Below are 26,004 nucleotides of genomic sequence, written 5' to 3' on the forward strand. Positions count from 1 at the left end.
CGGTCACGACTTGTTGTTCCAGGTCAGGCTGACGGTCAGCTGGGCCGAGGCACCGGCCGCGGTGATGACGGCCCCTGCCTGGGCGGTCAACTCGATCCCGAACTCCACGACGAGGGCGTCCGGCCGCTGCGCGAAGTCCTCGACCTGCGCAGCGACGCCGCGGGTCACCGCCCGCACGGCGTGCATGACGCAATGATGGTCATGAAGTATGGATTAACATGAATTTCCGGGTATTGCCGGGTAGTTGATGGTTCTTCCAATTCCCGAACGTGTGCGCCGGAGGCGAGGGCAGGGTCGGTGGGCTTCGGCCGGCAGCACGGACAACGTCGCGCGCATCTGGGACATGGCAACCGGATCCCTGGCCACCGGGAGCGCGGATGCGACGGCCTGCGTGGGGGACCTCGGCACCGGGAGCCGCGTCCTGTCCCTGCGCCACGCCCGCGCGGTCATGGCCGCACGGTTCAGCCCGGACGGGCGCCGGCCGCTCACCGCGTCCGAGGACAAGAACGCGTACGTCTGGGACATCGACACCGGCCGGCAGGTGGCGCAGATTTCGCACCGGGACTTCGTCCTCGGCGTCGCCTTCTCTCCGGACGGGCGGAAGATCGCCACCTGCAGCCAGGACCACACCGCTCAGGCGCGGGAGACGGAGACCTGGACTCCGCTCTTCCGTGTGGAGCACACCGGCGGTCTGCGGGCGGTGGCGTTCAGTCCCGACAGCACCATGCTCGCCACCGGCAGCGAGGACGGCACCGTATGCGTGTGGCGGGCCGACACGGGCCAGTCCCTGCTCGCCCACAAGCACGACCGCTCGGTGAACGCCGTGGCGTTCCACCCGGACGGCCGGTTCCTCGCCGGCGCGGGCGAGGACAAGGTCATACGCAGTGTCCGGCTTCCCGAGGCCGACCGGTGACCGACCGACGCGGCCTGCCGGAGGAGCGAGGCGCTTTCCGGCAGGCGCATGGGGTGGTGCGTCAGACGGGGGTGTAGGCGCGGGCCTGGACGAGGTCGCGGGTCAAGCGGGTGAAGGCGTGGGCGGCGGCGCTGCGGTAGGCGTCGGCGCGGTGCAGGAGGGTGACCGTGCGGGCGGGGAGGGGTGGGTCGAGGAGCGTGGGGGTGAGATGGGGGTGGTCGTGGGTGAGGGCGTCGGGGAGGACGGTGGCGAGCGGGGTGCGCTGGACGATTTCGATGAGGGCCTGGATGGAGTTGGCCTCCACGGCGATGTGGGGGCTGACGCGGTGCTGGGTGAAGTAGGCGTCTATGTAGGCGCGGGTGGCGAAGTCGCCGCTGAGCAGGGCGAGGTGGCGCTGGGCCGCGTCGCGGACGGGCAGCGGTCGGCCGTCGGTGGTGCCGGGGTGGTGGGCGCTGGTGACGAGGCTGAGGGTTTCGGTGAACAGGGCGGCGGCCCGGATGCCGGGCAAGTGGGTGCCGGCGAAGGCGATCCCGAGGTCGAGGTCGTCGGCGAGCAGGGCTGACTCGATGCTGTCCTGCGTCATCTCCCGGAGGTTCAGGACGACGCCGGGATGGCGGGCCTGGAACTGGGCGATCAGCGGACCGACGAGGTAGGCGGTGAACGTCGGGGTGACCGCGAGCCTGAGATGGCCGTGGGAGAGGTCCTTCACGTCGTGGAGGGCCCGTTCGCCGGCGGCCAGGTCGCGTAGCGCACGACGGGCGTGGTGGGCGTAGGTCTCGCCGGCGTCGGTGAGGCGTACGGCGCGGCCTGTGCGGTCGAGCAGCTGCACGCCCAGGGTGCGTTCCAGCTGTTTGATCTGCTGCGACAGGGTGGGCTGGGAGACATGCAGGTCTTCGGCGGCGCGGGTGAAGTTGCCGTGGTCGGCGACGGCGAGCAGGTAGCGCAGATGACGCAGTTCCAGGGCCATGGGACGAACTATAGATGCCAGCAATAGCAATCATGGTCACTGCGTCTTGGACGCTATAGGGGCAGGTCATGCAGGGTGGATTTCACCGACCCACAGGGGTGGCAGCCACCGAAAGGGAGTGACCCATGCCAGACATCGCCGCGGGCGTCACGCGTTTCCAGCGGGACGTCTTCCCGGTCAAGGCCGATCTCTTCGCCCGCCTGGCGAGCGACCACGCGCCGCACACGCTGTTCATCAGCTGCTCCGACGCCCGCGTCGTCCCGGAACTGATCACCGGGTCCGAGCCGGGGGAACTCTTCGTCATCCGCACCGCCGGCAACCTCGTCCCCGCCTGCTCCCCCGGCGCGGACGGTGTGGCGGCGAGCATCGAGTACGCGGTCGCCGTCCTGGGGGTGAGGGACGTGGTCGTGTGCGGGCACTCGTCCTGCGGGGCGATGACCGCTCTGGCCCAGGGCCACGACCTCACCTCTGCGCCGGCCGTCGCGAACTGGCTGCGGCACGCGGACGCCTCCCGGACCCACGGGGACGTTCCCGCACTCGTACGCGAGAACGTGCGCGCGCAACTCGCGAACCTGACAACCCATCCGTCGGTCGCCCGGGCCCTGGCGGAGAAGAAGGTGACCCTGTACGGCTGGGTCTTCGACATCGCCACCGGTGACATCGACACCCTCGACGCCACCGGCGCCACCGGCGCTCTCGCCGCCTGACCCAGGCCCCTCTCGCCTCTGATCCCGCCCCAGCGCCGTCACGGCCGGATCACCCCGCCCACCCCCCAAGCCCGCCGACCCGCCCCACCATCGCGGATCGGCACACAGGAAAGGAAAGCGCCTCATGGTGCACGCCCAGTTCGACCCCGCCGCCCGTCAGACCCTGACCAACGCCGCGGTCGAGGCGAAGACCCGTAGGAACCTCACCTGGCAGCAGATCGCGGACGCCTCCGGCCTGTCGGTCGCCTTCACCACCGCCGCCGTCCTCGGCCAGCACGCCCTGCCCGAGCAGTCCGCCAAGGCCGTCGCACAGCTGCTCGACCTGGACGACGACGCGGTGATGCTGTTGCAGACGATCCCCACCCGCGGCTCGATCCCCGGCGGCATCCCCACCGACCCGACGATCTACCGCTTCCACGAAATGCTCCAGGTATACGGCACCACCCTCAAGGCCCTGGTCCACGAGCAGTTCGGCGACGGCATCATCTCCGCGATCAACTTCAAGCTGGACGTGAAGAAGGTCGCCGACCCCGAAGGCGGTGAGCGCGCGGTGATCACCCTGGACGGCAAGTACCTGCCGACCAAGCCCTTCTGACACACCGCCCGGCCCGGGCGGGCCGCACCCCTTCACCGGCCCGCCCCACGGCCCGGACGACTGCTGTCGTTCTGGTCCATGGGCTGTGGGCAGACGGCTCTTGCTGGACGGAGACCACCACCGAACTGCGCGCCCTCGGCCATGAACCGGTCGCGGCCCAGCCGCCGCTGGAGTCCCTGGAGGACGACGTGGCAGCGGTGCGCCGGGGCATCTCCACCGTCGAGGGGCCGGTGCTGCTGGTCGGATGGTCCTACGGAGGTTTCGTGATCACCAACGCGGCCCGCGGCCAGGACCGGGTCCGCGCCCTCGCCTACGTCGCCGCGTTCGTCCCCGACGCAGGGGAGACGGTCGCAGACATCGCGCACCGCCACCCCGGCAGAAGTTGCCTATCACTTGGCTGCAGGAGATGTCCTTCTCCGATCAAAGACACGTCTTCTCAATCGCGTCATGAAAGCGATGGCTCGCTTGGGAATCGAGTCTCCACCTGACCTCTGAACAATACTTTCCTTTCCTCCCTTAATTGACGTTCTCGTGCGGTCTTCCCTCTCGGGTCAAGGGTCGACGGAGGTACGGAGGCGGATTGCGAAGCCCTTGACGCGCAGGGAGACCGCGGCAGCATGACGGCAAAGGAAGGCCACAGTGTCAGCAGCGAGCACGTCTCGGTCGGCTGATCGCCATCTACCCTACCGAGCCGCCTTATAGTTTCTTGCCTTGCGGGAAGGTGAAGCTGCTCGTGTCAAGCGATAGGCCACCTAGCCCTGCGATAGCCCCTGCGAGCACGCCGGCCGCGGCTTCACTGTCAAAGACATACATCCAGATGAGTGCCATCACAGCAAGGATAATTGGCATGCCATAGGCGAGAAATCTGATTACGAAGAGTCCACGCTTGTCCTTTTTTCTCTCAGCTTTGGGATTGACAGACAACCCCAGAAACCCGGTCGCGAGCGCGCTGGCTCCGCTGCCTAGATCCGGAAGGTTTTTGGGTGGATGAAAGAGGATGGCGTACAAGAGTCCGATGACCAACAAGAAAAGAATGGCTCTGAACCATACGAGTCCATGTTCTTTGGTGTCCTCGCCCTCTTCGGGATCGTCCACTGTCGTCTCGCCCTTCGTTTCTTCTTCCGAGACCCGATGGGACTCTTGATTGTGGCGTTGAGTGGGCATGGCTTCAGGTGTACATCCCTTGTTGTAACTGTGCAGCTGGGCTTGCGCTGTTGGGATGATTTCGGCAGAGGACTCGTCCTATCTGGATGTGTCACTCTTTCGATCCTCTTCTCGCTGTCATTTACCTTACTGAACCGACTTATAGACCGGTGGCATAAGCAAACCCATGACGAAGCATCCAGCCGAGCGAAGGATGTGACATGGGAGGAACTTATCGAAGATGCGGTTACGTGTTCTCCAGTCTCCATCGAGGGAGCGATAGAGCGTGCCATCTGGGGCAAGGTTCAGCGGTTCGAGTCGTATCGCACCGACCTGGATCAATGGTCGACCTACGTTGACACTACGGACTATTTTCTCGGCTGGCTTTCCTGGAATCGCGGGATCAGTAGCATCACTATCTGGAACGATGATCCGGATACGACCACTGACTCAATAACACTCCTGCTGCGGAAGGCAGCAGATGATTGGGAAGAGCCGCCTTTTTGACTGGCCCCTGAGGAGGATTCGACTGGAGAGCGCCGTGCGGTGCTCATGATGAACCAGACGGTTCTCTTTCCTCTTTGGGCACCCATGCATGTGATCTAAGGGCTGTCCCGTTACCTGGGCGCGCGTGGGACGGTCCGTTGGTAGATGGTCCCTCCGGGGATGAACCAGCCCGCCTTCTTCCGGACGGCCGGGCTCGGGTCTTGCGCCTGGGACGCCCGCAAGGCGGCGACGGCTCGGGCATCGGTATGGGCGAACTTGCCGACGAGTTCGGCGGCCCTTACCCGCACCTGCGGGTCGGGGTCGGAGGCCAGGTGTTGCAGTGCGGGTTCGAGGACTCGGTCCGCGCCCGGCGCACACGTTTCGCCCTTGCACCGGTCGCAAGCCAGGGCATGGAACGCGGCGATCCTGACCTGGGCGTCGGGATCGTCGGCCATGGTAATGAGCTGGCCCATCGACTCGATGTCGACCAGGTGGTCCAGAAGCCGGCAGCAGCCCGCTCGGACAGCCGCGCTCTCGTGGGACAGGCCGGCGCGGATGGCGCCCAGCGCGTCCTCCTTGCGACGCAGCAACTCCCAGTAGGCCGCCACGGCGCGTTGCGGGTCGCCCAAGCACGAGACGAGGGCTTCGTTGTCGGTCCTGACGAATCCGAGCATGACCTCAGTGTCGAACCGCGCAGGACAGCCAGGCAAAGGGATTTCGCCTCAGAAGAGGGAAGCGCGCCGTGCCACCGCCCAAGGCTGCCGTGCAGGTTGATCGTGCGGTGCGATGATCTCGGCGTGGCTGGTGTGATCACGGCGTCGGAGCCGTCCTGGATAGCCCCGTTCATCGGGCTGAGCCCGCGCACCTTCGGCCGGCTGGTAACAACTCTGCGGCGCGAAGGCGCCGACACCGTGCGGCCTGGCCGGCCGTGGAGCCTGTCGTTGGAGGACCGGGTTCTGCTGGCGGCGGCCTACTGGCGCACGAACCTGACGCTGCGACTGCTCGCCCCCCTTGTTCGGAATTTCCAAGTCGACCGCCGGCCGGGTCATCGATCACATCGGCCCGCTGCTGGCACTCAAGCCGCGGCACCGTTTCCGCAAGGGCACCGTACTGATCGTCGACGGCACCCTGGTCCCTACCCGTGACCACACCATCGCCGAGCAGTCCAAGAACTACCGGGACTCCACCAACCACCAGGTCGTCATCGACGCCCACATCCGTCTGGTTGTGCTGGTCGGCAGGCCCCTGCCGGGCAACCGGAACGACTGCAAGGCATGGGCCGAGTCCGGGGCCAAAGCCGCCGTCGGCAGGACGACCACGATCGCCGACGGCGGCTATCCGGGCACCGGTTTGGTCATCCCCCACCGCCGACCGCGCGGCGGCGAGCTGACCGGGTGGCAAGCCGAGCACAACCGCGAGCACAAGCAGATCCGCGCCCGCGTAGAGCACGTCTTCGCCCGGATGAAGACCTGGAAGATCCTCCGTGACTGCCGCCTCAAGGGCGACGGAGTCCACCACGCCATGCTCGGCATCGCCCGCCTCCACAACCTTCTCCAGGCCGCGTAGACCAACCCGCCGACGGCTTGGCCATGTCCCGATCCGTCTGGAGATCGATTACGGGACAGCCCTTAGCGTGTCGCTATAGCCCAGTGCGGGGAGCCTTGGTGCAGTTTCGAGCGCTCCAGGCGAAGGAACGTCTGGCCGCAGGCGACGCCTACGAGCCAAGTGGCTATGTCGTGGTCGACGAGCTTGGCCATCCGTTTAAGACCGATCAGCTTCGTCGTCGAGCGCATCGACTCATGGAGCAGGCAGGCGTTCGCCGCGTCCGTCTTTACGACGCTCGGCACGCGTGCCTGTCCTGGATGGCGAACAATGGGTGCCCGACACAGTCGTCTCAGCCTGGGCCGGCCACAGCGATCTGTCCTTCACCAAGCGCGTGTATGTCCATCCCGACCCGCAGAGTCTCAAGGTGGGTTCGGACAAGCTCGGACAGCTGCTCGCGTCCTGAGCGCGGGTGATCGTCAGGCGCTTGTGACCAAATGTGACACGAGAGCCCAGAACATGATCAAGGGCCCCACCTCACGATGTGAGGCAGGGCCCTTTGACCTGCGACTATGGAGCGTTGCTCCCGTCGGGACGACAGGATTTGAACCTGCGACCCCTTGACCCCCAGTCAAGTGCGCTACCAAGCTGCGCCACGTCCCGGTGCGCTCACTCACGGTGGCCCGCGTGATCGCGCGAACAGAACTTTACCCCACCCGCGGGGGTGCGCCGAAAGAGGGCCGCGGGCGGGGCGGGACAATCGGCCGTATGGGAAACGCAGGCGCAGCAGCGGGCAGCCGGGACCGGGACGTGGACGGCAGGGCGCGCAACGCCCGGCCGCGGGACGGTCTGGGGCGGCCGTTGCCGTACGGATCGGAGGGTGTGGCCCGGCAGCCGGAGGGAGTCGTACGGACTCCGCGGGAGACGGTCGCCGAGGCGCAGGCGCTGCTGGACGCGGGCAGGCCCTTCCACGCGCACGAGGTGTTCGAGGACGCCTGGAAGTCGGGGCCCGAGGCCGAGCGCACACTGTGGCGGGGGCTGGCCCAGCTGGCGGTGGGGCTCACGCACGCGGCCCGCGGCAACGCCACCGGTGGGGCGCGGCTGCTGCGACGCGGCGCGGGCGCGGTCGAGGAGTGGGCCGCCGAGCGGGGCGAGGACCGGCCGTACGGGATGGATGTCACCGGGGTCGCCCGGTGGGCGCGGGAGCTGGCCGCGCGGGTGGACGAGGGATCCGGGCCCGTCGACGCGGTGGCCGAGGCGCCCCGGCTCGGCCTCTGAGCGGCGTCGTCGCGGGCCGTGTGGAGGCGGTGGACGCACTGTCAGTGGCATGGGGCAGACTCGGGGCGTGCGAAAGATTCATGTCATCGGTATCGGCGCGGGCGACCCTGACCAGCTGACCCTGCAGGCCGTCAAGGCGCTGCGCGGCACGGACGTGTTCTTCCTGCTCGACAAGGGCGAGGTGAAGAGCGATCTGACCCAGCTGCGCCGGGACATACTCGACGCACATCTGCCCGAGGGGTCGTACCGGGTGGTGGAGGCCCGCGACCCGGAGCGGGACCGAGGGGCGGGCGGGGCCTCGTACTCGCCGGCCGTCGAGGACTGGCGCACCGCCCGCGCCGGGATCTACGAGCGGCTGATCGCCGAGGAGCTGGGCGAGGACGGCACGGGCGCCTTCCTGGTGTGGGGGGATCCGTCGCTGTACGACAGCACGCTGGGGATCCTGGAGGAGGTGCTGGCCCGGGGCGCGGTGGAGTTCGCGTACGACGTGGTGCCCGGCATCAGCAGCGTCTCCACGCTGGTCGCCCGGCATCGCACGGGGCTGAACCGGGTCGCCCGGCCGGTGCAGATCACCACCGGACGGCGGCTGGCCGAGGGCTTTCCGGACGGGGTGGACGACGTGGTCGTGATGCTGGACGCGCACCAGGCCTTCCGGCAGTACGCCGACCAGGACATCGACATCTACTGGGGCGCGTACCTGGGCACCCCGGACGAGATCCTCGCGTCCGGTCCGATCGGTGAGGCCGGCCCGCGCATCGAGCGGCTGCGGGCGGAGGCGCGCGAGCGCAAGGGGTGGATCATGGACACGTATCTGCTGCGCCGGCGCCCCTGAAGAAGGGGGACGCTACGGGCCGCCGAACCCCAGCCGGTCGAGTACGCCCGCCACGTCCGGCACCGCCGTCACGCCGTCCGGGAGCGGGGGCCGTCGTACGACGACCACGGGCAGCCCGAGTTCCCGTGCGGCGGTCAGCTTCGCGGCCGTGGCCTCGCCGCCGCTGTCCTTCGTCACCAGCACCTCGATCCGGTGGGCGCGCAGCAGCTCCGTCTCGTCGGCGAGGCCGAACGGGCCGCGCGCGACGATCACCTCGGTGTCCGGCGGCAGGGGCGGCTCGGGCGGCTCCACCGACCGTACGACGAAGTGCAGGTCCCTCAGGTGGGCGAAGGCCGCGAGGCCGAGGCGGCCGGTGGTGAGGAACACCCGGCGGCCCAGGCGGGGCAGGACCGTGGCGGCCGCGGCCAGGGACTCGACGTCATGCCAGCTGTCACCGGGGCCCGGGCGCCAGCCGGGGCGGCGCAGGACGACCGCGGGAACCGCTGCGGCCGTTGCCGCGCGGGCCGCGTTCACGGTGATCGCCTCGGCGAAGGGGTGCGTGGCGTCGACGAGGGCGTCCACGTGGTGCGTGCGAAGCCAGTCGGTGAGGCCCTCCGCGCCGCCGAAGCCGCCGATCCGTACCTCGCCGTCCAGTTGCCCCGGCCGGGCCACGCGGCCCGCCAGGGAGGTGGTGACCCGGACGCCGGGGCGGGCGGCGAGGTCGGCGGCGAGGCGGCGGGCCTCGGTGGTGCCGCCGAGGATCAGGACGTGCGGGGACATGAGGGTGAGCGTAGGGGATGTCCTGAGGTGCCGGGCCCCCCGAAGTGCTCCTGCCCGCTAGGGTCCGGGCATGGCTTCCGTGGCGTCCGTGCGTGCCGTGCTCATCGACATCGACGGGGTGCTCACCGTGTCCTGGCGGCCGTTGCCGGGCGCGGTGGAGGCCCTGCGGGCGATCCGGGCGGCCGGACTCGGGATCGCGCTGGTGACCAACACGACGTCCCGGACCCGGGCGTCGATCGCCCGGACGCTGGCGGACGCGGGCTTCGCGGTGCGCGCCGAGGACATCCTGACGGCGCCCGCGGCCACCGCCGCCCATCTGGCCGGAGCCCGCTGCGCCCTGCTGAACAGCGGAGACGTCCGGGTGGATCTGGAGGGCATCACCCTGGTCGACGAGGAGGCCGACGGCGCCGTACCGGATGTGGTCCTTGTCGGCGGCGCCGGGCCCGAGTTCGGGTACGCCGCGCTGAACCGGGCCTTCGGGCAGCTGCAGCGGGGTGCGCGGCTGGTCGCCATGCACCGGAACCTGTACTGGCGCACGGATGCGGGGCTCCAGCTGGACGCGGGGGCGTTCGTCGCCGGGCTGGAGGCGGCCGCCGGCACCGAGGCCGAGGTGACCGGGAAGCCGTCGCGGGCCTTCTTCGAGGCGGCGCTCGGACGGCTGGGCGCGGGGCCCGACGAGGCGCTCATGATCGGGGACGACATCGAGTCGGACGTGCTCGCGGCGCAGCGGCTCGGTATCACCGGCGTACTGGTGCGGACCGGCAAGTTCCTGCCCGAGGCGGTGGAGCGGGCGGACGGCAGCCCGGACCACGTACTGGACTCCTTCGCGGATCTGCCCGGGCTGCTGGGGCTAGCGCAGTAGGAGTTGTGCGCCGCCCACGATCGTCGCGGCGATCACCAGCTGTTCGAACAACCGCTGGTTGATCCTGTTCACAGCCCATTTGCCGAACAACGCACCCGGCACGACGAACACGGCGAGCGCCGCGTCAAGCAGCAGTGAACGGCGGTCGATCAGACCCAGTCCGGCGCTGAAGGGCAGCTTGGACACGTTCACGATGAGGAAGAAGAACGCCGAGGTGCCGAGGAAGCCGAGCTTCCGGAAGCCCGCCGAAAGGAGATACATCGACATCACCGGCCCGCCCGCGTTGGCGACCATCGTCGTGAACCCGCCGAGGACGCCGTACGAACGGGCCTTCATCCGGCCCGCCCGGGTGGTGACCGCGTCCGGCTCGTCCCCTGCCTCGGTCCGGCGCCGCCGCCACAGCGTGACGCCGGCCATCAGCAGCAGGATCGCGCCGATCGAGGTGCGTACGACCCCGTCGTCGGCCCACATCAGGAACAGCGTGCCGACCACCACGCCGGCCGCCACCGCCGGGAACAGCCGCCAGAGCGTGGGCCAGTGTGCGTGCCGCCGGTAGGTGAGGACGGCGAGCACGTCGCCCGCGATCAGGACCGGCAGCAGCACCCCGGTGGAGGCGCGGGCGGGCAGGACCGCCGCGAAGATCGCGAGGCTGACCGTGTTGGCCCCGCTGACGGCGGTCTTGGAGAAGCCCACGAGCAGGGCCGCGAAGGCGAGGGTGGCGAACTCCCAGCCGGATATGTGCCAGAGCGTCATCGTGTTCATGCGGAGGCCGATGTTATGCGCACGCATCCGGCGGCGTCAGGGCCGTCTCGCGAGGCGGTCCTCACGGCCGGTTCACCCGGCCCGCCTCAGCGGCCGGTGTACTGGGCCCGCAGTTCCCGTTTGAGCACCTTCATGCTCGGCCCGAGCGGCAGTGCGTCCGCGAACTCCACGCGCCGCGGGTACTTGTGCCGGCCCAGGTGCTCCTTGGACCACGCGGTGACCCCGGCGGCGTCGGGCGCGGTGCCCGGCGCCGGTACGACGACGGCGCACACCTCCTCGCCGTGCAGTTCGTCGGGCAGGCCGATCACGGCGACCTGGGCGATGCCCGGGTGGCGCATCAGGACCTCCTCGACCTCGCGCGGGTACACGTTGTAGCCGCCGCGGATGATGACGTCCTTCTTGCGGTCGACGATCCGCAGGAAGCCCTCCTCGTCCTTGGTGCCCAGGTCCCCGGTGCGGAACCAGCCGTCGACCAGGGCTTCGGCGGTGGCCTCGGGACGGCCGAGGTAGCCGGAGAAGACGTTGTGACCGCGGATGACGACCTCGCCCAGCTCGCCGGGGGGCAGCAGTTCGATCCGGCCCTCCACCTCGGCGCGGGCGATCTCCACGTCGATCCCCCACAGCGGGTGCCCGATGGTGCCGGCCCGGGTGCCGAAGTCGGGCTGGTTGACGGTGGCCGTCGGCGAGGTCTCCGACAGCCCGTACCCCTCGTAGATCCTGGCGTCGAACGTGGCCTCGAACCGCTCCAGTACGGCCACCGGCAGCGAGGCCCCGCCGGAGATGCACACGCGCAGCCCGGGCAGCGCGTCGGCGTCCGCGGCGGCCGCGGCCAGGGCCACGAACATGGTCGGCACTCCGTGGAAGGTGTTCACGCCCTCCTCGACCATCAGCTCGATGGCGCGGGCCGCGTCGAAGCGGGGCAGCAGGACGAGCGTGGCGCCCGCCCGCCAGGTGGAGTTGAGCGACACGGTCTGGCCGAAGGCGTGGAACAGCGGCAGCGCGCCGAGGGCGATGTCGTCGGCGCGGATGTCGTTGGCGTCGAACGCGTTGACGGTTGCGTTCATCACCAGGTTGAAGTGGCTGAGCACGGCGCCCTTGGGGACGCCGGTCGTGCCGCTGGTGTAGAAGATCACCGCCGGGTCGTCGGCGGCGCGGGTGAGGTACGCGGGCAGCGCGTCGGCGTCGGCCGCGAGCCGGTCGAACTCCTCGCCCAGGGTGACCACCTGGACGCCGAGGGCCTCGGCGGCGGCCCGTCCGGTCGCCGCCTGCGCCGGGTGGACGAGCAGCAGCGTGGCGCCGCTGTCCTTCAGGACGTGCTCGGCCTCCGGCGCCGAGAGCAGCAGGTGTACGGGGACGACGACTGCGCCCGCCGCGGCGATCGCGTAGTAGGCGATCGGGAACTCGGCGGTGTTGGGGGCCATCAGGGCGACCCGGTCCCCCGGCCGTACGCCGAGTGCGGCGAGTGCCCCGGCCTGGGCGAGGGAGCGCCGCCACACCTCCTGGAAGGTCAGCCGCAGATCGCCTTCGACAAGTGCCGTCTTCTCGGGGCGGCGCCAGGCGTTCTCGGCGAGGATGGCTGCGACGGACAGGGTTGCCATGGAGTGATGCTCCGTTTCCTTGCTGCGGCTCGTGCTACCGAATCCCCTTGCGGGGAGCCCCCGTTGAAGAGCTGTCAGTGCCGTTCGACCAGCACCGCACTCCCCTGGCCCACCCCCACGCACATGGTCGCCAGCCCCCGCTCGGCCCCGGTGCGCCGCATGCGGTGCAGCAGGGTGGTGAGGATCCGGGCGCCGGAGCAGCCGAGCGGGTGGCCCAGGGCGATCGCGCCGCCGGAGGGGTTGACCAGGTCCGGATCGATGCCGAGCTGGTCGACGCAGGCCAGGGCCTGGGCGGCGAACGCCTCGTTGAACTCGGCCTCCTGGAGGTCGCCGACCGCCCAGCCGGCCCGGACCAGTGCCTTGCGGGTGGCGGGGACCGGGCCGATGCCCATCACGTCGGGGTGGACACCCGCCGAGGCACCGGCGACGTAGCGGCCGAGGGACTCCAGGCCCAGGTCGTTCAGGGCCTCCTCGCTGACCAGCAGGAGGCCGGCCGCGCCGTCGTTCATCGGGGAGGCGTTGCCCGCCGTGACCGTGCCGCCCGCGCGGAAGACCGGCTTGAGGCGGGACAGCTTCTCCAGCGAGGTGTCCTCGCGGACACACTCGTCCTGCTCGACCAGGATGCCGTCGGGGCCTTCCACGGGCAGGAGTTCGTCGTCGAAGTGGCCGTTCTTGCGTGCTGCGGCGGCCAGTTGGTGGCTGCGCAGGGCGAACTCGTCCTGCCGGGCGCGGGAGATGCCGTACCGCTCGGCGACCTCCTCCGCCGTCTCGCCCATGGCCAGCAGGCCGTGCAGGTCCTTCATGGCCGGGTTGACCAGGCGCCAGCCGAGCCGGGTGTCGTAGGTCTCGATGCGGTGCGGCAGGGCCTCGTCGGGGCGGGGCAGCACGAAGGGGGCGCGGCTCATCGACTCGGAGCCGCCCGCGAGCACGATCTCGGCCTCGCCGGCGGCGATGGTGCGCGCGGCGGTGGTGACCGCTTCGAGGCCGGAGGCGCACAGCCGGTTGACGGTGGCGCCGGGCACGGACTCGGGCAGGCCGGCCAGCAGCGCGGCCATGCGGGCGACGTTGCGGTTGTCCTCGCCGGCCTGGTTGGCGGCGCCCCAGTAGACGTCGTCGATGCGGGCCGGGTCCAGGGCGGGCACGTCGGCCACCAGATGGCGGATCACGGTCGCCGCGAGGTCGTCGGGCCGTACGGCGGACAGGGCTCCGCGCAGCTTGCCGATGGGGGTGCGGCGGGCGGCCGCGAAGTGGACGGGACGCACGGCTTGGACTCCTGACCGACGACGCTGTGGATCAGCACGAATCTACGTTTGTTCAGCAGAGGCACTTAATTAGCACTGCTAGTTTTGGACTATAGACCGCCGACCGGGTCCCTGGGAAGATCCCCCCGAACCTTCACCGAGGCAGCCGGAGGAGACATGCCCCACGTCCGCGAGCACATCCTGGACGGCATCGTCGTACGCGAGTGGCCGCACCCCGAGCCGCGCTACCTGGCCCTGGTCGTGCACGGCTACGGCGAGCACGCGGGCCGGTACGACGAACTGGCGGGCGTGCTCACCGGGCACGGGGCGGCCGTGTACGGGCCCGATCACGTCGGGCACGGGAAGTCCGCCGGTGAGCGGGTGGTGATCGAGGACTTCGAGGACGTCGTCACCGACGTGCACGCCGTCGCGGACCTCGCCCGCGCCGCCCACCCCGGCCTGCCGCTCGTCATGGTCGGCCACTCCATGGGCGGACTGATCGCGGCCCGCTACGCCCAGCGCCACGGCGGCGAGCTGAGCGCGCTGATCCTGTCCGGGCCGGTGATCGGGGCCTGGGAACTGCCCGGGCGGCTGCTCGCCCTGGCCGAGATCCCGGACACCCCGATCAGCCCGGCCGCGCTCTCCCGCGACCCCGCCGTCGGTGCCGCGTACGCCGCCGACCCGCTGGTCTGGCATGGCCCGATGAAGCGGCCGACGCTCCAGGCGTTCGTACGGACGCTGGCGGCGGTCGCCGAGGGCGGGGACGTCGGCCCGCTGCCACTGCTGTGGCTGCACGGGGACGACGACCGGCTGGTGCCGCTGCCCGGGAGCCGCATCGGGGTGGAGCGGCTCAGCGGCGGCCGGCAAGCCGAGCGGATCTTCGCCGGGGCGCGGCACGAGGTGTTCCACGAGACGAACAAGGCGGACGTCTTCGCGGAGGTGATCCACTTCCTCGACACGGCCCTCCCCGAACGGAGTTGAGAGCTCGGGGGAGGATCCGGACACTGTCTGCCTGTCCCATGATCGTGTCAGACTGCTCGCACGTCCCCGGAGCAGCACGGGGCCAGTCGAGCGGAGGAACAGCACGTGACGGGGACCGAGCCGGCGACGCACGAGATCGACACCACCCGGCCGCATCCGGCCCGGGTGTACGACTGGTTCCTCGGCGGCAAGGACAACTACCCCGTCGACGAGCAACTGGGCCGGCAGATCACGGCGATCGACCAAGGCGCCCTGCGGGCCGCGCGGGCCAACCGCGCGTTCATGCACCGGGCCACGCGCACGCTGGCCGAGGAGAGGGGCATCCGCCAGTTCCTGGACATCGGCACCGGCATACCGACCGAGCCCAACCTGCACCAGATCGCCCAGTCCGTCGCACCGGACGCGCGGGTCGTCTACGTCGACAACGACCCGATCGTGCTGGCGCACGCGGGCGCGCTGCTGCGCGGCACCCCTGAGGGGGTGACCGAGTACGTGCAGGCCGACGCCCGCGATCCGCACGCCATCCTCGAACAGGCGACGCGGATCCTGGACTTCGACCGCCCCCTCGCCCTGTCCCTGATCGCCCTGCTGCACTTCATCGCCGACGAGGACGGCGCCCGCGACCTGGTCGCCACGCTGGTCGACGCGCTGGCCCCGGGCAGTTGCCTGGTCCTGTCGACGATGACGGCCGACTTCGAACCGGAGAACGTCCGCAGGGGCATCGACGCGTACGCCGCCGGCGGGGTGACCCTGGTGGCCCGCTCGCACGCCGAAGTGGGCACGTTCTTCGGGGGACTTCGGCTGCTGGAGCCGGGGGTCGTGTCGGTCGCCCAGTGGCGGCCCGAGGACGCACCCGACGGGGACGGGCCGATCTCGCTGTACGGCGGCGTGGGACTCAAGTAGGCGGGCCGGCTTGCAGCGGTATCCCGATCACCCGGGGGATCGTGCGCAGCACCCCGTTGTCGTGGTCGGACGGGGCGAGATGGCGGGCGCGCCGGAGCACCTCCGGGTGGGCGCCCCCCATGGCGAAGGACCACTCGGCGGCGTCGAACATCTCCAGGTCGTCGAGGCAGTCGCCGAACACCATGGTCTGCGCGGGCGTGATGCCCAGCTCGCGCTGTCGAGGGCGCTGCGTTTGCGCTGCGCTCGGCTTGCGCACCTCCGCGAGGAACGCCTCGTCGCTCCGCCCGACGTACGCCGATCACTTGCCGCAGACGACCGTGCCCGCATCGACGCCGTCCGTGCCCGGCCGCCGTACCGTCCGGGCGAGGTCCGCGGCGAGCAGGTGGGAGCTCAGCTCCACGCCGTCGCGCACGACGTAGGTGCCGTTCTCCGCGATGAACACCATGTCCTCGGCGACCTGGGCGAACTGCCGGGCCGGCGTGGCGTACCGGCCGCCGCCGGCCGGGCTGAACAGCACTCCGCGGCGGCGCAGTCCGGCGGGAACCTCGGGTCCGGTGTTCCTCGGACATCCCGGCGCCTCGGCGGTTCCCTGGCCCGCACGCTGCGCGGTTCCCGGGACAGCGCGATCAGGCGGCGGCACAATGTCCTGCGGACAACCCCACAGGAGAAGGGCGGCGACGTGAGCGAGGGCCAACCCCCGACGGCCGGGCCGAGGCTGAACACCTCCGTGGCTCACAACGCGCGGGTCTGGAACTACTGGATCGGCGGCAAGGACAACTACGAGGTGGACCAGCGGGTCGGCGAGCACGTCGCCGGGATGTTCCCGCTGATCCGGGACGTGGCCCGCGCGGACCGGGACTTCCTGGGCCGGGCGGTGGGCTTCCTGACCGCCGAGCGCGGGATTCGGCAGTTCCTCGACATCGGCACCGGACTGCCGACGGTGGACAACACCCACGAGATCGCCCAGCGGATCGCGCCGAAGTCGCGGATCGTGTACGTGGACAACGACCCGATCGTGCTCGTGCACGCCCGCTCGCTGCTCACCAGTTCCCCGGAGGGCGTCACCGACTACATCGACGCCGACGTGCACGACCCGGACGCCATCGTCCGGCGCGCCGCCGAGACCCTCGACCTGGACCGGCCGGTCGCAGTGATGATGCTGGGCATCCTCAACTTCGTCCTGGACACCGAGGAGGCCCGGGACATCGTGCGCCGGATCATGGCGGCGGTGCCCTCCGGCAGCTACCTGGCGCTCACCCACCCGACCCACGACGCCGAGGTGGGCGGCGAGGGCCAGATCCCCGCGATGGAGTTCTGGAACGCCAACGCCACCCCGCCGATCACCGCCCGCACCGGCGCCGAGATCGCCTCCTTCCTCGAGGGTCTGGAGCCGGTCGAGCCGGGTCTGGTGCCGTGCTCGCAGTGGCGCGCCGAGTCCGACGCGGCCGCGGTACCGCAGTACGGCGCGGTGGCCGTGAAACCCTGACCCCGAGGACGCGGCCCGTCGAGGAGGACGTATGACCACCCTTGCCGACCCCGTGCCGGGCGGGCGCCCGGACGACCTGATGCGGGTCGCCGGGATCACCGCGGACCTGGCCGCTCAGGGCGTGCACGGGATCGTCCTGGCCTACGTCGACACGGCGGGCATCGCCCGGGTCAAGACGATCCCCACGGCCCGGCTGGAGTCGGCCGTGGCCTGGGGGGTCGGCATGTCGCCGGTGTTCGACACGTTCCTGGCCGACGACTCGATCGTCACCACCGACGTCCTCGGCTCCCCCGACGGCGACCTCAGGCTCTACCCCGACCTGGACCAGCTGGTGGCGCTGGCCGGGCAGCCCGGCTGGGCGTGGGCGCCCGTGGACCGGATCACGCAGGAGGGCGAGCGGCATCCCGGCTGTGCCAGAACCTTTCTGCGCAGGATCGTCGCGGACGCCGCCGAACGGCACGGCCTCACCTTCAGGGCGGCCGTCGAGGTCGAGTGGGCTTTCGGGCTCGAATCGGCGCCCCGCGACGGGTTCGTCCCGGCGGTGTCCGGTCCCGCGTACGGCGCGGTCCGGCAGGTCGAGCTGAGCGACTGCACCGCCGAGCTGCTGGCGGCGTTCGCGGCGCAGGGCGTGGACGTGGATCAGATCCACCCGGAGTACGCGGCCGGGCAGTTCGAGATCTCGGTGGGCGCGCTGGACCCGGTGGCGGCGGCCGACCGGAGCGTGCTGGTGCGGCAGACGATCCGGGCGGTGGCCCAGCGGCACGGCCTGCGGGTGTCGTTCGCGCCCGCGGTGTCCGCCGAGGGCGTCGGCAACGGCGGCCATCTGCACCTGTCCTGCTGGCGCGACCGGGTGAACCTGCACGCGGGCGGGGAGGGCCGGTACGGCATGACGGCCGGGGCGGAGTCGTTCGTGGCCGGGGTGCTCGCCCGCCTGCCCGCGCTGACGGCGGTGACCGCCCCGAGCCCGGCCAGCTATCTGCGGCTGAAGCCCTCGCAGTGGGCGGGGGTGTTCACCGCCTGGGGCCGGGAGACCCGCGAGGCGGCGCTGCGGATCGTCACCGGCACGGCCGGCCGCCGGGACCAGGACGCGAACCTGGAGGTCAAACCGGTCGACCTGGCCGCCAACCCGTACCTCGCGCTCGGCTGCGTGATCGCCGCGGGGCTGGACGGAATGACGGCTTCCCGGCCGCTGCCGCAGGAGATCACCGGCGACCCGGCCCGGTACGGCCCCGACGAGGCCGCTGCCCTGGGCGTGCAGCGTCTGCCGGTCTCACTGCCCCAGGCCGTCGAGGAGTTCCGCTCCGACCAGGTGCTGCGGGCCGCGCTCGGCCCGGTCCTGGCGGACGCGGTGACCGCCGTACGGCTCGGGGAGGCGGCGGCCGTCGACGGGCTGGACGACGCGCAGGTGGCGGCCGCCTACCGCTGGAAGTACTGACGATGCCCGCCTCCGGCCCGGTCCACGAGGCCCTCGCCGCGCTGCCGCTGGTCGACCACCACTGCCACGGCGCCGTGACGGCCGACCTCGCACCCGGGCAGTTCGAGTCGCTGATCACCGAGGGCGAGGCCTGGCCCGGTGTCTCGCCCTTCGACAGCCCGGTCGGGGTGGCCGTCCGCCGCCACTGCGCACCCCTGCTGGACCTGCCCCGGCACACTCCCGCGGCCGACTACCTCGCCCGCCGCCGGGCCCTCGGCTGGCGCGAGGTCAACCGGCGCTTCCTGACCGCCGCGGGAGCCGAGGCCTTCTGCGTCGACACCGGCTACGCCCCGCACCCCGTCACCTCCCCCGCCGAGCTGGCCGAGGCCTCCGGCGGCGCCGCCCACAAGGTCGTACGGCTGGAGCGGATCGCCGAGACCGTGGCCGCGGGGGGCGGGGCGGCGGGCGCGTACGCGGACGCGTTCCGGGCGGCCGCCGAGGAGGCCGTACGACGTCCGGGCGTGGTCGCGGTGAAGTCGGTGGCCGCCTACCGCACCGGCTTCGCCCTCGCACCGGAGCGCCCCACGGACGCCGAGGTGACGCAGGCGGCCGGGCACTGGCTCGCGCGCGGCGGACGCCTGGCCGACCCGGTCCTCATCCGGCATCTGCTGTGGACGGCCGTCGACCTGGGTCTGCCCCTCCAGCTGCACACCGGGTTCGGCGACGCCGACGTACGGCTGCACCGCGCCGATCCCGCCCTGCTCACCGACTGGCTGCACCTGACGGCCGGGACGATCCCGGTCCTGCTGCTGCACTGCTGGCCGTACCACCGCCAGGCGGCCTACCTGGCCACGGTATTCGAACAGGTGTATCTGGACGTCGGCCTGGCCCTGCACTACACCGGTCCGGCCCGCTCCCGGGCCGTGCTGGAGGAGGCGCTGGAGATCACCCCGTTCCGCAAACTCCTGTACAGCTCCGATGCCTACGGTGTGGCCGAATTCCACCACCTGGGTGCGCTGTCCTTCCGGCAGGGGCTGGCCGCGCTGCTCCAAGCCCGGGTGGACGCCGACGAGTTGAGCCTGCCCGACGCCCTGCGCATCGCGGCCTGGACGGGCCGCGACAACGCTCGCCGGCTGTACGGACTGCCCGCAAACGATCCGGCCCGTAACTGAGCGGACGCCCGACCCGGAAAGTATGATCAAGCAATGTCTGACATGACCGAAACCACGCCCGGCTGGCTGACCACGGACGAGCTGGAAATGGCCAGGGCCCGGATGCCGATCCTGTACGTCGAGGCCGTGCCTGTGCGCGTGGACGACAGCGGCGAAGTCACAAGCATCGGACTGCTGCTGCGCATCGGCCCGGACGGAACGGTCAGCCGGACCCTGGTCTCCGGCCGCGTCCTGCACCACGAGCGGGTCCGTGACGCCCTGCTGCGCCATCTGGAGAAGGACCTCGGCCCGGTCGCGCTGCCCCGGGTGCCGGCCTCCCTGCAGCCGTTCACGGTCGCGGAGTACTTCCCGACGGTCGGCATCACGCCGTACCACGACTCGCGCCAGCACGCGGTGTCCCTCGCCTACGTCGTCCCGGTGGCCGGTGACTGCCGGCCCCGGCAGGACGCGCTGGACCTGGTGTGGTTCAGCCCGCAGGAGGCCGCCTCGGCGGCCGTGCAAGGCGAGATGCCGGGCGGGCACGGGGTGCTGCTGAAGCAGGCGCTCGCGCACGTGGGTCTCGTGTCCTGACGGCGGCTCCCGGGTGACTGGCCTGTTTATCAGGCCAGTCAGGTCGCTGACCAGCGACTTCACGGATGCGTTCAGGTTGCTTTCAGCCCCGCGGCGGCCCGTGGCAACACCTGCACCAGAAGCCCCAAAACAATGGCAAAGAGGTCTGGGGAAGAGGCAGTTGGCCATGCGAGGGTGCGGGCCATGAGCACAGAGCACGTCCTCGACCAGCGGCCCCACGTCCGCGCCCGTATCCGCGAGAGCGCGAACAAGGTGCCCGAGGTCACCGTCTACTTCTGGATCATCAAGGTCCTCACCACCGGCATGGGCGAGACCGCGTCCGACTTCCTGGCGCACCTGCTCGGCCCCGTCCCGGCGGTCGGCCTCGGCGCTCTCACCTTCGTGGCCTCGCTCGTGCTCCAGTTCGCCGTCCGCCGGTACGTGGCCTGGGTGTACTGGACGGCGATCGTCATGGTCAGCGTGTTCGGCACGATGGCGGCCGACATCCTGCACGTGGGCCTCGGCGTCCCCTACACCCTCTCGACGCCCCTGTTCATGGCCGCTCTGGCCGCCGTCTTCGCCCTCTGGTACGCGAGCGAGCGGACCCTGTCGATCCACAGCATCCGCACCCGTCGCCGCGAGGCGTTCTACTGGGCGGCCGTCCTCGCCACGTTCGCCCTCGGCACCGCCGCGGGCGACCTCACGGCGACCATCGGCCTCGGCTACCTCGGCTCGGTCGTCCTGTTCGCCGTCGCGATCTGTGTCCCGGCCCTCGCCCACCGGGCGGGCGCCCTCGGTGCGGTGACCGCGTTCTGGACGGCGTACGTCATCACTCGCCCACTGGGCGCGTCGATCGCCGACTGGATGGCCCTGCCGCCGCACCGGGGCGGCCTGGGCCTCGGCCTCGGCCCGGTGACGCTGTCCTGGACGGTGGCCATTCTCGGGCTGGTCGGCTACCTCGCGGTGTCACGGCGGGACGTCGGGACCGCCTGACGCCGCATCCCGCACCCCACTCGGCTGTCCGGGTGGGGCGTGCCGCTGGTGGAGTAATAACCTTTTGCCCAGATTGACCGTGCCACGCTGTGGTCTCGAACCGCTCGGGATCGCGTCAGGAGGCCGGAACGATGGCGGGAGAGAAGGCAGGCAGAGCGCCGCGGCAGCCGGCGCTCCCCGACCTGCACGTGCGCCTGCGTTCCGAGCTGGGCCGGATCGACGAGCAGTTGCGCTCCCTGCTGTCCGCCATGGACCGCCTGCAAGGCCTGCTGGATGCGGTGGTGGCCATCAGCCGTGAGGTGGAGCTGCCCGCGGTGCTGCACCGCATCGTGACCACCGCCATGAACCTGGTCGGCGCCCGCTACGGGGCACTGGGCGTGCTCAACGAGTCCGGTGAGTGCCTGGAGCAGTTCATCTCGGCCGGTCTGTCCGAGCAGGAACGCCATGATCTGGCCGAGGCCGGCCTGCCGCGCGGTCTGGGTGTCCTCGGCCACCTGATCCGCTATCCCGAGCCCCTGCGGGTCGACGACATCCAGACGCATCCGTCCTCCGCCGGGTTCCCGCCCGGCCACCCGCTCCTGCACACCCTGCTCGGCGTCGCCATCAGCGTGCGCGGCGAGATCTACGGCGACCTCTACCTCTCCGAGCGGCGCGACGGACAGCCCTTCGACGTGCACGACGAGAACGTCGTCGTCGCCCTGGCCAGCGCCGCCGGCATCGCGATCGAAAACGTCCGCCTGTTCGAACGCATTCGCGTCGGAGCCGAGCAGTTCCAGCGGCTTCTGCTGCCCACACTGCCCGATCTGCAGCCCTTCACCGCCGCCGCCATCTACCGGCCCGCCGCCGAGCCCAGCCAACTCGGCGGGGACTGGTACGACGCCATCCCGCTGCCCGACCATGCGGTGGCGGTCGTCATCGGCGACGTGGTCGGCCACGATCTGCACGCTGCGGCCGCCATGGCCTCCACCCGTAACATGCTGCGCGCCCTGCTGTTCGACCAGAGCAATCCGCCCGGCGCGGTCCTCACCCAGCTCGACCGGACCCTGCAGGCCCTCACGGACAATCCCGTCACGACCACCACCCTGGCCCGCATCGAACCGGAGGCACCGGGCTGGCGCCTCCACTGGAGCACCGCGGGCCATGTCCCGCCCCTACTGATCACCGCTGAGCACCGGGTGCAGTACCTGCTCGCCGAGCCCGGACTGCCACTCGGCGTCGACACGGAGCAGCCACGCCCCGACCACTCCCGCTTCCTGCCCCCCGCCGCCACCGTGGTCTTCTTCACCGACGGGCTGATCGAACACCCCGGCCACCCCATCGACGAGAGTCTGAGCAAGCTCGCCGAGCTCGCCGCGGTATATGCCGCCCTGCCCCTGCCGGAGTTCGTCCAGGCACTGGCCGATCACCACCCCAGCGACGGCCACGACGACATGGCCATCCTCGCCCTGCGCACCCCGCACGCCTGACCCCGCGAGTCTCCCGCTGCGGGGCGTTCACCTCGCAGCTCGACGGTGCCGTGGAGGATCCGCGGGATCCGACGGATGATGGGCTTCGGGGCGATGTCGACACGGAGGTCGCCCGATGGCTGACGCGCGGCATGAACGGCTCCGGCGCAGCGGCCTGGCCGCCGTGGAGATCTGTGCCATCGCCGCGCTGTACTTCGGCTCGGCCAAGGTGGGACTGCTCCAGCAGCTGGTGCGCGGCCAGGTCACCCCGCTGTGGCCGCCGAGCGGCATCGCGGTGGCGAGCCTGCTCCTGCGCGGCCGACGGGTCTGGCCCGGCATCGCCCTCGGCGCGTTCCTGGTCAACATCTCGCTGGGGCCGTCGCTCCTCGCCGTGCTCGCGATCGTGGCGGGGAACACCCTCGCCCCCGTCTGCTCGTACGTGCTGCTCCGCCGTACCGGGTTCCGCAACGAACTGGACCGTTTCCGGGACGCGCTCGCGCTGATCTTTCTCGGTGCGTTCACCGGGATGCTGGTCAGCGCGACGACGGGCACCGGGACCCTGCTCCTCGCCGGTGTGCTGAGCACCGGCGACTTCTGGCCGACCTGGTCGGTCTGGTGGACCGGCGACGCGATGGGCGTCCTGGTGGTCACGCCGGTCCTGCTCGTCCTGCGCTCGGCACGCTGGCCGAAGGACGCGCCGCCCCTCCGGTGGGTGGAGGGGCTGCTGCTTCTGGCAGCCATGGCCGGCATCGGTTTCGTCGAGACCGGTCGCACGCCGCTGCTGTTCCTCGGCTTCCCGCTGCTGATCTGGGCGGCCTTCCGCTTCCAGCTGGCCGCGGCCGCGCCCTGCGCCCTGGCCGTGTCGACCTTTGCGATCATCGCCGCTGCCCGGAGAACAGGCCCGTTCTTCGGGCAGGACCTGCTCACCAACATGATCACCCTGCAGGCATTCAACGCTTCTGCCGCGCTGACCGCGCTGGTGCTCGGGGCCGTCGTCAGCGAGCGGAACCAGACCCAGCGGGAAATCGCGCGAGCCTGCGGGCAGCTCGCCGGGATGGCGGCCAGGATCGCCACCGGCGACCACCGCCCCAAACTGCCCTATAGGGAGGGCGAGCAGGCCTACGGGGAGGACGAGAAGGCCTACGAGGAGGGCGAGAAGCCTTTTGGGGAGGGCGAGAAGGAAGAGCCGCGAGCGGACGGCCCGCCGACACGACAAAGGCCGTCTCCTCATCCCTGAGAAGACGGCCTCCGACCGGCATAAAAGCTGGTCGGGACGACAGGATTTGAACCTGCGACCCCTTGACCCCCAGTCAAGTGCGCTACCAAGCTGCGCCACGTCCCGATGTCGTTTGACCTGGGGTTTCCCTGGTCGAAACGCGCAGGGAAACTCTACCGCACTCGGGTCGGTGGTCGCGCACCCGTTTCCGGGTTGACCTCGAGCTTGGTTGAGGTTGCACGATCTTCGGCATGACGATCACAGCGGACGACAGCCGCACCCAGGGATACGAGGACCTGCCCCGGCTGATGGGGCTCATGACGGGCGACGAGAAGCACGGACCGGCGGCCACCTCCACGCTCGACGCCCTGTGGGTGCTGTACGACCGGGTGCTCCGGGTCACGCCGGAGCGGAGGGAGGATCCCGCCCGGGACCGGTTCCTGCTGAGCAAGGGGCACGGGCCGATGGCGTACTACGCGGTGCTGGCCGCGAAGGGTTTCGTGCCGGTCGAGTGGCTGCCGGGGTTCGGGGCGTACGACTCCCCGCTCGGGCACCATCCCGACCGGGTGCTGGTGCCAGGGGCCGAGATCGGCAGCGGGTCGCTCGGGCACGGGCTGCCGATCGCCGTGGGCACCGCGCTGGGGCTGCGTGCGCGGGGGCTCGACACGCCGGGCGTCTGGGTGCTGATCGGGGACGCCGAGCTGGACGAGGGCAGCAACCACGAGGCGATCGCCTTCGCCGGGCCCGCCGGGCTCGACCGGCTGCACACCGTCGTGATCGACAACTCCTCCGCCAGCCACGCCCGGCCCGGCGGGATCGCCGCCCGGTTCGAGGCCGCGGGCTGGTCCGCGGCGACCGTCGACGGGCGTGACCACGAGGCGCTGTACGCCGCGTTCACCGCCCCGCATCCGGGACGCCCGCATGTGGTCGTCGCCCGCGTCGAGCCGAAGAACGCCTGATCTCTCCCGTCCGTCCCGTGCACACTTCAGTGGAAAGGTTCCAGCTCATGGACACCATGCGTGACCGTTTCGCCCCCGTCGTCTCCCGGCTGCTGGACGAGGATCCCCGGGTCGCGGTGGTCCTCGCCGAGATCGGCAAGGACGGCTTCGCCGAGGCCATACGCCGGCATCCGGAACGGGTGATCAACGTCGGCATCCGCGAGCAGCTCCTGGTGGGGGCCGCGGCCGGTCTTGCGCTCACCGGACTCAGGCCGGTCGTGCACACCTTCGCCAGCTTCCTCGTGGAGCGGCCCTTCGAACAGGTCAAGCTGGACCTGGGGCACCAGGACACCGGGGCGGTGCTGGTGAGCGCCGCCGCCTCGTTCGACTGGCCGGCCGGCGGCTTCACGCACATGGCGCCCGGCGACGTGGCGCTGCTCGACACCCTGGACGGCTGGACCGTGCACGTGCCCGGGCACCCCGACGAGGCCGAGACGCTGCTGCGGCGAGCGGTCGCCGCGGGGAACGACAAGGTGTACGTCCGGCTTTCCGTGCAGGCCAACCGGCAGGGGCGGGCGGTCGGCGGGGAGCACTTCCTGACGGTTCGTGAGGGGCGCTCCGGTGTGGTCGTCGCGGTCGGTCCTGTGCTGGACGCCGTGCTCGCCGCCACGGAGGGGCTGGACGTGACCGTGCTGTACGCGACGACCGTACGGCCCTTCGACACGGCCGGGCTGCGCCGGGCCACTCGGGCGGCGGGCACCGACGTCGTGTTGGTCGAGCCGTACCTCGCGGGGACGTCGACGGCAGCCGTGAGCGAGGCGCTCGCCGACGTGCCGCATCGAGTGCTGGGGCTCGGCGTCGGACGCCGTGAGCTGCGGCGGTACGGGACGATCGAGGAGCACGTCGCCGCACACGGGCTGGATGCGCGGAGTCTGCGGGAGCGGATCGGCGGGTTCGTGGGGGCGGGGCGGGCGCCCGGGTGGGCGTGACCGTGGCACCGACTCAGCGCGCGGGCGTCCACGCGTCGGCCCGCACCAGGCCCCCTATCGCCGGGACAGACCGACGGGACCATGCGGCGAGGCAAGCAGCCACGCAAACGTGACCCTCGCACCGACTCAACGCACGGGCCTCCGCACGTCGCCCCGCACCGGCCCCTACGCCGGAACAGACCGACGGGACCATGCGGCGAGGCAAGCAGCCACGCAAGCGCGACCCTCGCACC

28 protein-coding genes, 2 tRNA genes and 2 pseudogenes are annotated in these 26,004 nt (G+C 70.9%); 21 read left to right on the forward strand and 11 right to left on the reverse strand.

The genetic code is table 11. From position 1 onward, the window contains the following. Window positions 1-3: 3 nt before the first annotated feature. Window positions 4-186, reverse strand: a complete 183-nt coding sequence (locus tag AQI88_RS01320) for a CU044_2847 family protein (protein WP_066990352.1) — start codon at window positions 184-186, stop codon at window positions 4-6. A 157-nt stretch (window positions 187-343) separates the two neighbouring features. On the opposite strand from AQI88_RS01320, the gene AQI88_RS01325 reads away from it, so the two are divergent. Next, window positions 344-913 carry a WD40 repeat domain-containing protein gene (locus AQI88_RS01325; protein ID WP_066990355.1) on the forward strand — a complete coding sequence of 190 codons (570 nt, stop codon included), beginning with the start codon at window positions 344-346 and terminating at the stop codon, window positions 911-913. Window positions 914-974: 61 nt separating this feature from the next. Here the strand turns inward: AQI88_RS01325 and cynR are convergent, their stop codons facing one another. Further along, window positions 975-1,880 (reverse strand): transcriptional regulator CynR, encoded by a 906-nt coding sequence (cynR, locus tag AQI88_RS01330; protein ID WP_066990357.1) that lies wholly within the window; start codon window positions 1,878-1,880, stop codon window positions 975-977. Window positions 1,881-2,005: 125 nt separating this feature from the next. On the opposite strand from cynR, the gene AQI88_RS01335 reads away from it, so the two are divergent. From AQI88_RS01335 to AQI88_RS42530, 3 genes are all read left to right on the forward strand, one after another. After that, on the forward strand, window positions 2,006-2,587 hold the full coding sequence (locus AQI88_RS01335; RefSeq protein WP_066990360.1) for a carbonic anhydrase: 582 nt from the start codon (window positions 2,006-2,008) through the stop codon (window positions 2,585-2,587). Between the two features lie 124 nt (window positions 2,588-2,711). Next, on the forward strand, window positions 2,712-3,182 hold the full coding sequence (gene cynS / locus AQI88_RS01340; protein ID WP_066990363.1) for a cyanase: 471 nt from the start codon (window positions 2,712-2,714) through the stop codon (window positions 3,180-3,182). Window positions 3,183-3,253: 71 nt separating this feature from the next. Beyond that, on the forward strand, window positions 3,254-3,670 hold the full coding sequence (locus tag AQI88_RS42530; RefSeq protein ID WP_279616520.1) for an alpha/beta fold hydrolase: 417 nt from the start codon (window positions 3,254-3,256) through the stop codon (window positions 3,668-3,670). 208 nt (window positions 3,671-3,878) lie between these two features. Here the strand turns inward: AQI88_RS42530 and AQI88_RS45715 are convergent, their stop codons facing one another. Next, window positions 3,879-4,346 carry a hypothetical protein gene (locus AQI88_RS45715; protein ID WP_159050279.1) on the reverse strand — a complete coding sequence of 156 codons (468 nt, stop codon included), beginning with the start codon at window positions 4,344-4,346 and terminating at the stop codon, window positions 3,879-3,881. Between AQI88_RS45715 and AQI88_RS48970 the strand changes: the two genes are divergently transcribed. Beyond that, on the forward strand, window positions 4,314-4,832 hold the full coding sequence (locus AQI88_RS48970) for a DUF6197 family protein (protein ID WP_425264545.1): 519 nt from the start codon (window positions 4,314-4,316) through the stop codon (window positions 4,830-4,832). The genes AQI88_RS45715 and AQI88_RS48970 overlap by 33 nt on opposite strands. 110 nt (window positions 4,833-4,942) lie before the next feature. Here AQI88_RS48970 and AQI88_RS01345 read toward each other — a convergent pair whose 3' ends face one another. Further along, window positions 4,943-5,485, reverse strand: coding sequence for a HEAT repeat domain-containing protein (locus AQI88_RS01345; protein WP_066990366.1), 543 nt, complete (start codon window positions 5,483-5,485; stop codon window positions 4,943-4,945). 123 nt (window positions 5,486-5,608) lie between these two features. On the opposite strand from AQI88_RS01345, the pseudogene AQI88_RS01350 reads away from it, so the two are divergent. Both AQI88_RS01350 and AQI88_RS48420 read left to right on the forward strand, forming a co-directional pair. Beyond that, window positions 5,609-6,377: pseudogene (locus tag AQI88_RS01350) on the forward strand (transposase). A gap of 310 nt (window positions 6,378-6,687) precedes the next feature. Next, entirely contained in the window at window positions 6,688-6,819 is a 132-nt protein-coding gene (locus AQI88_RS48420) for a hypothetical protein (RefSeq protein WP_279616518.1), read from the forward strand. 123 nt (window positions 6,820-6,942) lie between these two features. Here the strand turns inward: AQI88_RS48420 and AQI88_RS01360 are convergent. After that, window positions 6,943-7,016, reverse strand: a tRNA-Pro gene (locus tag AQI88_RS01360). A gap of 105 nt (window positions 7,017-7,121) precedes the next feature. On the opposite strand from AQI88_RS01360, the gene AQI88_RS01365 reads away from it, so the two are divergent. Both AQI88_RS01365 and cobF read left to right on the forward strand, forming a co-directional pair. Beyond that, window positions 7,122-7,631: a DUF309 domain-containing protein gene (locus tag AQI88_RS01365; RefSeq protein WP_066990372.1), complete on the forward strand. Its 510-nt coding sequence runs from the start codon at window positions 7,122-7,124 to the stop codon at window positions 7,629-7,631. Between the two features lie 67 nt (window positions 7,632-7,698). Beyond that, window positions 7,699-8,463, forward strand: coding sequence for a precorrin-6A synthase (deacetylating) (gene cobF, locus AQI88_RS01370; protein WP_208615691.1), 765 nt, complete (start codon window positions 7,699-7,701; stop codon window positions 8,461-8,463). Window positions 8,464-8,475: 12 nt separating this feature from the next. Here the strand turns inward: cobF and AQI88_RS01375 are convergent, their stop codons facing one another. Then, entirely contained in the window at window positions 8,476-9,222 is a 747-nt protein-coding gene (locus tag AQI88_RS01375) for a cobalt-precorrin-6A reductase (protein WP_066990378.1), read from the reverse strand. A 79-nt stretch (window positions 9,223-9,301) separates the two neighbouring features. On the opposite strand from AQI88_RS01375, the gene AQI88_RS01380 reads away from it, so the two are divergent. After that, window positions 9,302-10,084, forward strand: a complete 783-nt coding sequence (locus AQI88_RS01380) for a TIGR01458 family HAD-type hydrolase (RefSeq protein WP_208615703.1) — start codon at window positions 9,302-9,304, stop codon at window positions 10,082-10,084. On the opposite strand, the gene AQI88_RS01385 is transcribed toward AQI88_RS01380, so the two are convergent. The 3 genes from AQI88_RS01385 to AQI88_RS01395 all read right to left on the reverse strand — a co-directional run bounded on the left by AQI88_RS01385 (window position 10,073) and on the right by AQI88_RS01395 (window position 13,706). Beyond that, complete coding sequence (locus AQI88_RS01385; protein WP_066990380.1) at window positions 10,073-10,846, reverse strand: sulfite exporter TauE/SafE family protein; 774 nt, start codon at window positions 10,844-10,846, stop codon at window positions 10,073-10,075. The two genes, AQI88_RS01380 and AQI88_RS01385, sit on opposite strands and share 12 nt — an antisense overlap. An 86-nt stretch (window positions 10,847-10,932) precedes the next feature. Next, complete coding sequence (locus AQI88_RS01390) at window positions 10,933-12,444, reverse strand: long-chain-fatty-acid--CoA ligase (RefSeq protein ID WP_066990383.1); 1,512 nt, start codon at window positions 12,442-12,444, stop codon at window positions 10,933-10,935. Between the two features lie 74 nt (window positions 12,445-12,518). Beyond that, window positions 12,519-13,706 (reverse strand): thiolase family protein, encoded by a 1,188-nt coding sequence (locus AQI88_RS01395; RefSeq protein ID WP_066990386.1) that lies wholly within the window; start codon window positions 13,704-13,706, stop codon window positions 12,519-12,521. A 156-nt stretch (window positions 13,707-13,862) separates the two neighbouring features. Here AQI88_RS01395 and AQI88_RS01400 point away from each other — a divergent pair, with 156 nt between their 5' ends. Both AQI88_RS01400 and AQI88_RS01405 read left to right on the forward strand, forming a co-directional pair. Further along, window positions 13,863-14,666 (forward strand): alpha/beta hydrolase, encoded by an 804-nt coding sequence (locus AQI88_RS01400; RefSeq protein WP_066990389.1) that lies wholly within the window; start codon window positions 13,863-13,865, stop codon window positions 14,664-14,666. Between the two features lie 105 nt (window positions 14,667-14,771). Then, a complete protein-coding gene (locus tag AQI88_RS01405) occupies window positions 14,772-15,569 on the forward strand; it encodes an SAM-dependent methyltransferase (RefSeq protein ID WP_066990392.1) in 798 nt (265 codons plus the stop codon). On the opposite strand, the pseudogene AQI88_RS42540 reads toward AQI88_RS01405, so the two are convergent. Beyond that, window positions 15,562-16,233 (reverse strand): annotated as a pseudogene (locus tag AQI88_RS42540) (HAD hydrolase family protein). The gene AQI88_RS01405 and the pseudogene AQI88_RS42540 sit on opposite strands and share 8 nt — an antisense overlap. Window positions 16,234-16,248: 15 nt before the next feature. Here AQI88_RS42540 and AQI88_RS01420 point away from each other — a divergent pair. The 7 genes from AQI88_RS01420 (at window position 16,249) to AQI88_RS01450 (ending at window position 23,865) form a co-directional block, all read left to right on the forward strand. Then, entirely contained in the window at window positions 16,249-17,055 is an 807-nt protein-coding gene (locus AQI88_RS01420; RefSeq protein WP_066990400.1) for an SAM-dependent methyltransferase, read from the forward strand. A 31-nt stretch (window positions 17,056-17,086) separates the two neighbouring features. Continuing rightward, complete coding sequence (locus AQI88_RS01425) at window positions 17,087-18,490, forward strand: type I glutamate--ammonia ligase (protein WP_066990404.1); 1,404 nt, start codon at window positions 17,087-17,089, stop codon at window positions 18,488-18,490. A 2-nt stretch (window positions 18,491-18,492) separates the two neighbouring features. Then, on the forward strand, window positions 18,493-19,641 hold the full coding sequence (locus AQI88_RS01430) for an amidohydrolase family protein (protein ID WP_066990406.1): 1,149 nt from the start codon (window positions 18,493-18,495) through the stop codon (window positions 19,639-19,641). Window positions 19,642-19,683: 42 nt separating this feature from the next. Then, complete coding sequence (locus AQI88_RS01435) at window positions 19,684-20,211, forward strand: NUDIX hydrolase family protein (protein WP_066990409.1); 528 nt, start codon at window positions 19,684-19,686, stop codon at window positions 20,209-20,211. A gap of 183 nt (window positions 20,212-20,394) precedes the next feature. Further along, complete coding sequence (locus tag AQI88_RS01440) at window positions 20,395-21,183, forward strand: COG4705 family protein (protein WP_066990412.1); 789 nt, start codon at window positions 20,395-20,397, stop codon at window positions 21,181-21,183. Between the two features lie 131 nt (window positions 21,184-21,314). Continuing rightward, window positions 21,315-22,649: a PP2C family protein-serine/threonine phosphatase gene (locus AQI88_RS01445; RefSeq protein WP_066990415.1), complete on the forward strand. Its 1,335-nt coding sequence runs from the start codon at window positions 21,315-21,317 to the stop codon at window positions 22,647-22,649. Between the two features lie 115 nt (window positions 22,650-22,764). Further along, window positions 22,765-23,865 carry an MASE1 domain-containing protein gene (locus AQI88_RS01450; RefSeq protein WP_079057340.1) on the forward strand — a complete coding sequence of 367 codons (1,101 nt, stop codon included), beginning with the start codon at window positions 22,765-22,767 and terminating at the stop codon, window positions 23,863-23,865. Window positions 23,866-23,893: 28 nt separating this feature from the next. On the opposite strand, the gene AQI88_RS01455 is transcribed toward AQI88_RS01450, so the two are convergent. Then, window positions 23,894-23,970: transfer RNA gene (locus AQI88_RS01455), tRNA-Pro, on the reverse strand. Between the two features lie 125 nt (window positions 23,971-24,095). On the opposite strand from AQI88_RS01455, the gene AQI88_RS01460 reads away from it, so the two are divergent. Together AQI88_RS01460 and AQI88_RS01465 are read left to right on the forward strand one after the other, a co-directional pair. Further along, window positions 24,096-24,803, forward strand: coding sequence for a thiamine pyrophosphate-dependent enzyme (locus AQI88_RS01460; protein WP_066990418.1), 708 nt, complete (start codon window positions 24,096-24,098; stop codon window positions 24,801-24,803). Between the two features lie 47 nt (window positions 24,804-24,850). Beyond that, window positions 24,851-25,771 (forward strand): transketolase family protein, encoded by a 921-nt coding sequence (locus AQI88_RS01465; RefSeq protein ID WP_066990421.1) that lies wholly within the window; start codon window positions 24,851-24,853, stop codon window positions 25,769-25,771. Window positions 25,772-26,004 lie beyond the last annotated feature (233 nt).

Source organism: Streptomyces cellostaticus, from assembly GCF_001513965.1.
GTDB classification, from domain to species: domain Bacteria; phylum Actinomycetota; class Actinomycetes; order Streptomycetales; family Streptomycetaceae; genus Streptomyces; species Streptomyces cellostaticus.

Excerpts from the sequence above, each read along its gene's own strand:
- AQI88_RS01390 (WP_066990383.1), bottom strand. The coding sequence starts at position 12,444 with ATGGCAACCCTGTCCGTCGCAGCCATCCTCGCCGAGAACGCCTGGCGC.
- AQI88_RS01425 (WP_066990404.1), top strand. The coding sequence starts at position 17,087 with ATGACCACCCTTGCCGACCCCGTGCCGGGCGGGCGCCCGGACGACCTG.
- AQI88_RS01335 (WP_066990360.1), top strand. The coding sequence starts at position 2,006 with ATGCCAGACATCGCCGCGGGCGTCACGCGTTTCCAGCGGGACGTCTTC.
- AQI88_RS01345 (WP_066990366.1), bottom strand. The coding sequence starts at position 5,485 with ATGCTCGGATTCGTCAGGACCGACAACGAAGCCCTCGTCTCGTGCTTG.
- cynS (WP_066990363.1), top strand. The coding sequence starts at position 2,712 with ATGGTGCACGCCCAGTTCGACCCCGCCGCCCGTCAGACCCTGACCAAC.
- AQI88_RS01400 (WP_066990389.1), top strand. The coding sequence starts at position 13,863 with ATGCCCCACGTCCGCGAGCACATCCTGGACGGCATCGTCGTACGCGAG.
- AQI88_RS01320 (WP_066990352.1), bottom strand. The coding sequence starts at position 186 with ATGCACGCCGTGCGGGCGGTGACCCGCGGCGTCGCTGCGCAGGTCGAG.
- AQI88_RS01460 (WP_066990418.1), top strand. The coding sequence starts at position 24,096 with ATGACGATCACAGCGGACGACAGCCGCACCCAGGGATACGAGGACCTG.
- cynR (WP_066990357.1), bottom strand. The coding sequence starts at position 1,880 with ATGGCCCTGGAACTGCGTCATCTGCGCTACCTGCTCGCCGTCGCCGAC.
- AQI88_RS01465 (WP_066990421.1), top strand. The coding sequence starts at position 24,851 with ATGGACACCATGCGTGACCGTTTCGCCCCCGTCGTCTCCCGGCTGCTG.
- AQI88_RS01430 (WP_066990406.1), top strand. The coding sequence starts at position 18,493 with ATGCCCGCCTCCGGCCCGGTCCACGAGGCCCTCGCCGCGCTGCCGCTG.
- AQI88_RS01450 (WP_079057340.1), top strand. The coding sequence starts at position 22,765 with ATGGCTGACGCGCGGCATGAACGGCTCCGGCGCAGCGGCCTGGCCGCC.
- AQI88_RS01445 (WP_066990415.1), top strand. The coding sequence starts at position 21,315 with ATGGCGGGAGAGAAGGCAGGCAGAGCGCCGCGGCAGCCGGCGCTCCCC.
- AQI88_RS01365 (WP_066990372.1), top strand. The coding sequence starts at position 7,122 with ATGGGAAACGCAGGCGCAGCAGCGGGCAGCCGGGACCGGGACGTGGAC.
- AQI88_RS01440 (WP_066990412.1), top strand. The coding sequence starts at position 20,395 with ATGAGCACAGAGCACGTCCTCGACCAGCGGCCCCACGTCCGCGCCCGT.
- AQI88_RS01385 (WP_066990380.1), bottom strand. The coding sequence starts at position 10,846 with ATGAACACGATGACGCTCTGGCACATATCCGGCTGGGAGTTCGCCACC.
- AQI88_RS01435 (WP_066990409.1), top strand. The coding sequence starts at position 19,684 with ATGACCGAAACCACGCCCGGCTGGCTGACCACGGACGAGCTGGAAATG.
- AQI88_RS48970 (WP_425264545.1), top strand. The coding sequence starts at position 4,314 with ATGGGACTCTTGATTGTGGCGTTGAGTGGGCATGGCTTCAGGTGTACA.
- AQI88_RS01375 (WP_066990378.1), bottom strand. The coding sequence starts at position 9,222 with ATGTCCCCGCACGTCCTGATCCTCGGCGGCACCACCGAGGCCCGCCGC.
- AQI88_RS01325 (WP_066990355.1), top strand. The coding sequence starts at position 344 with ATGGCAACCGGATCCCTGGCCACCGGGAGCGCGGATGCGACGGCCTGC.
- AQI88_RS45715 (WP_159050279.1), bottom strand. The coding sequence starts at position 4,346 with ATGCCCACTCAACGCCACAATCAAGAGTCCCATCGGGTCTCGGAAGAA.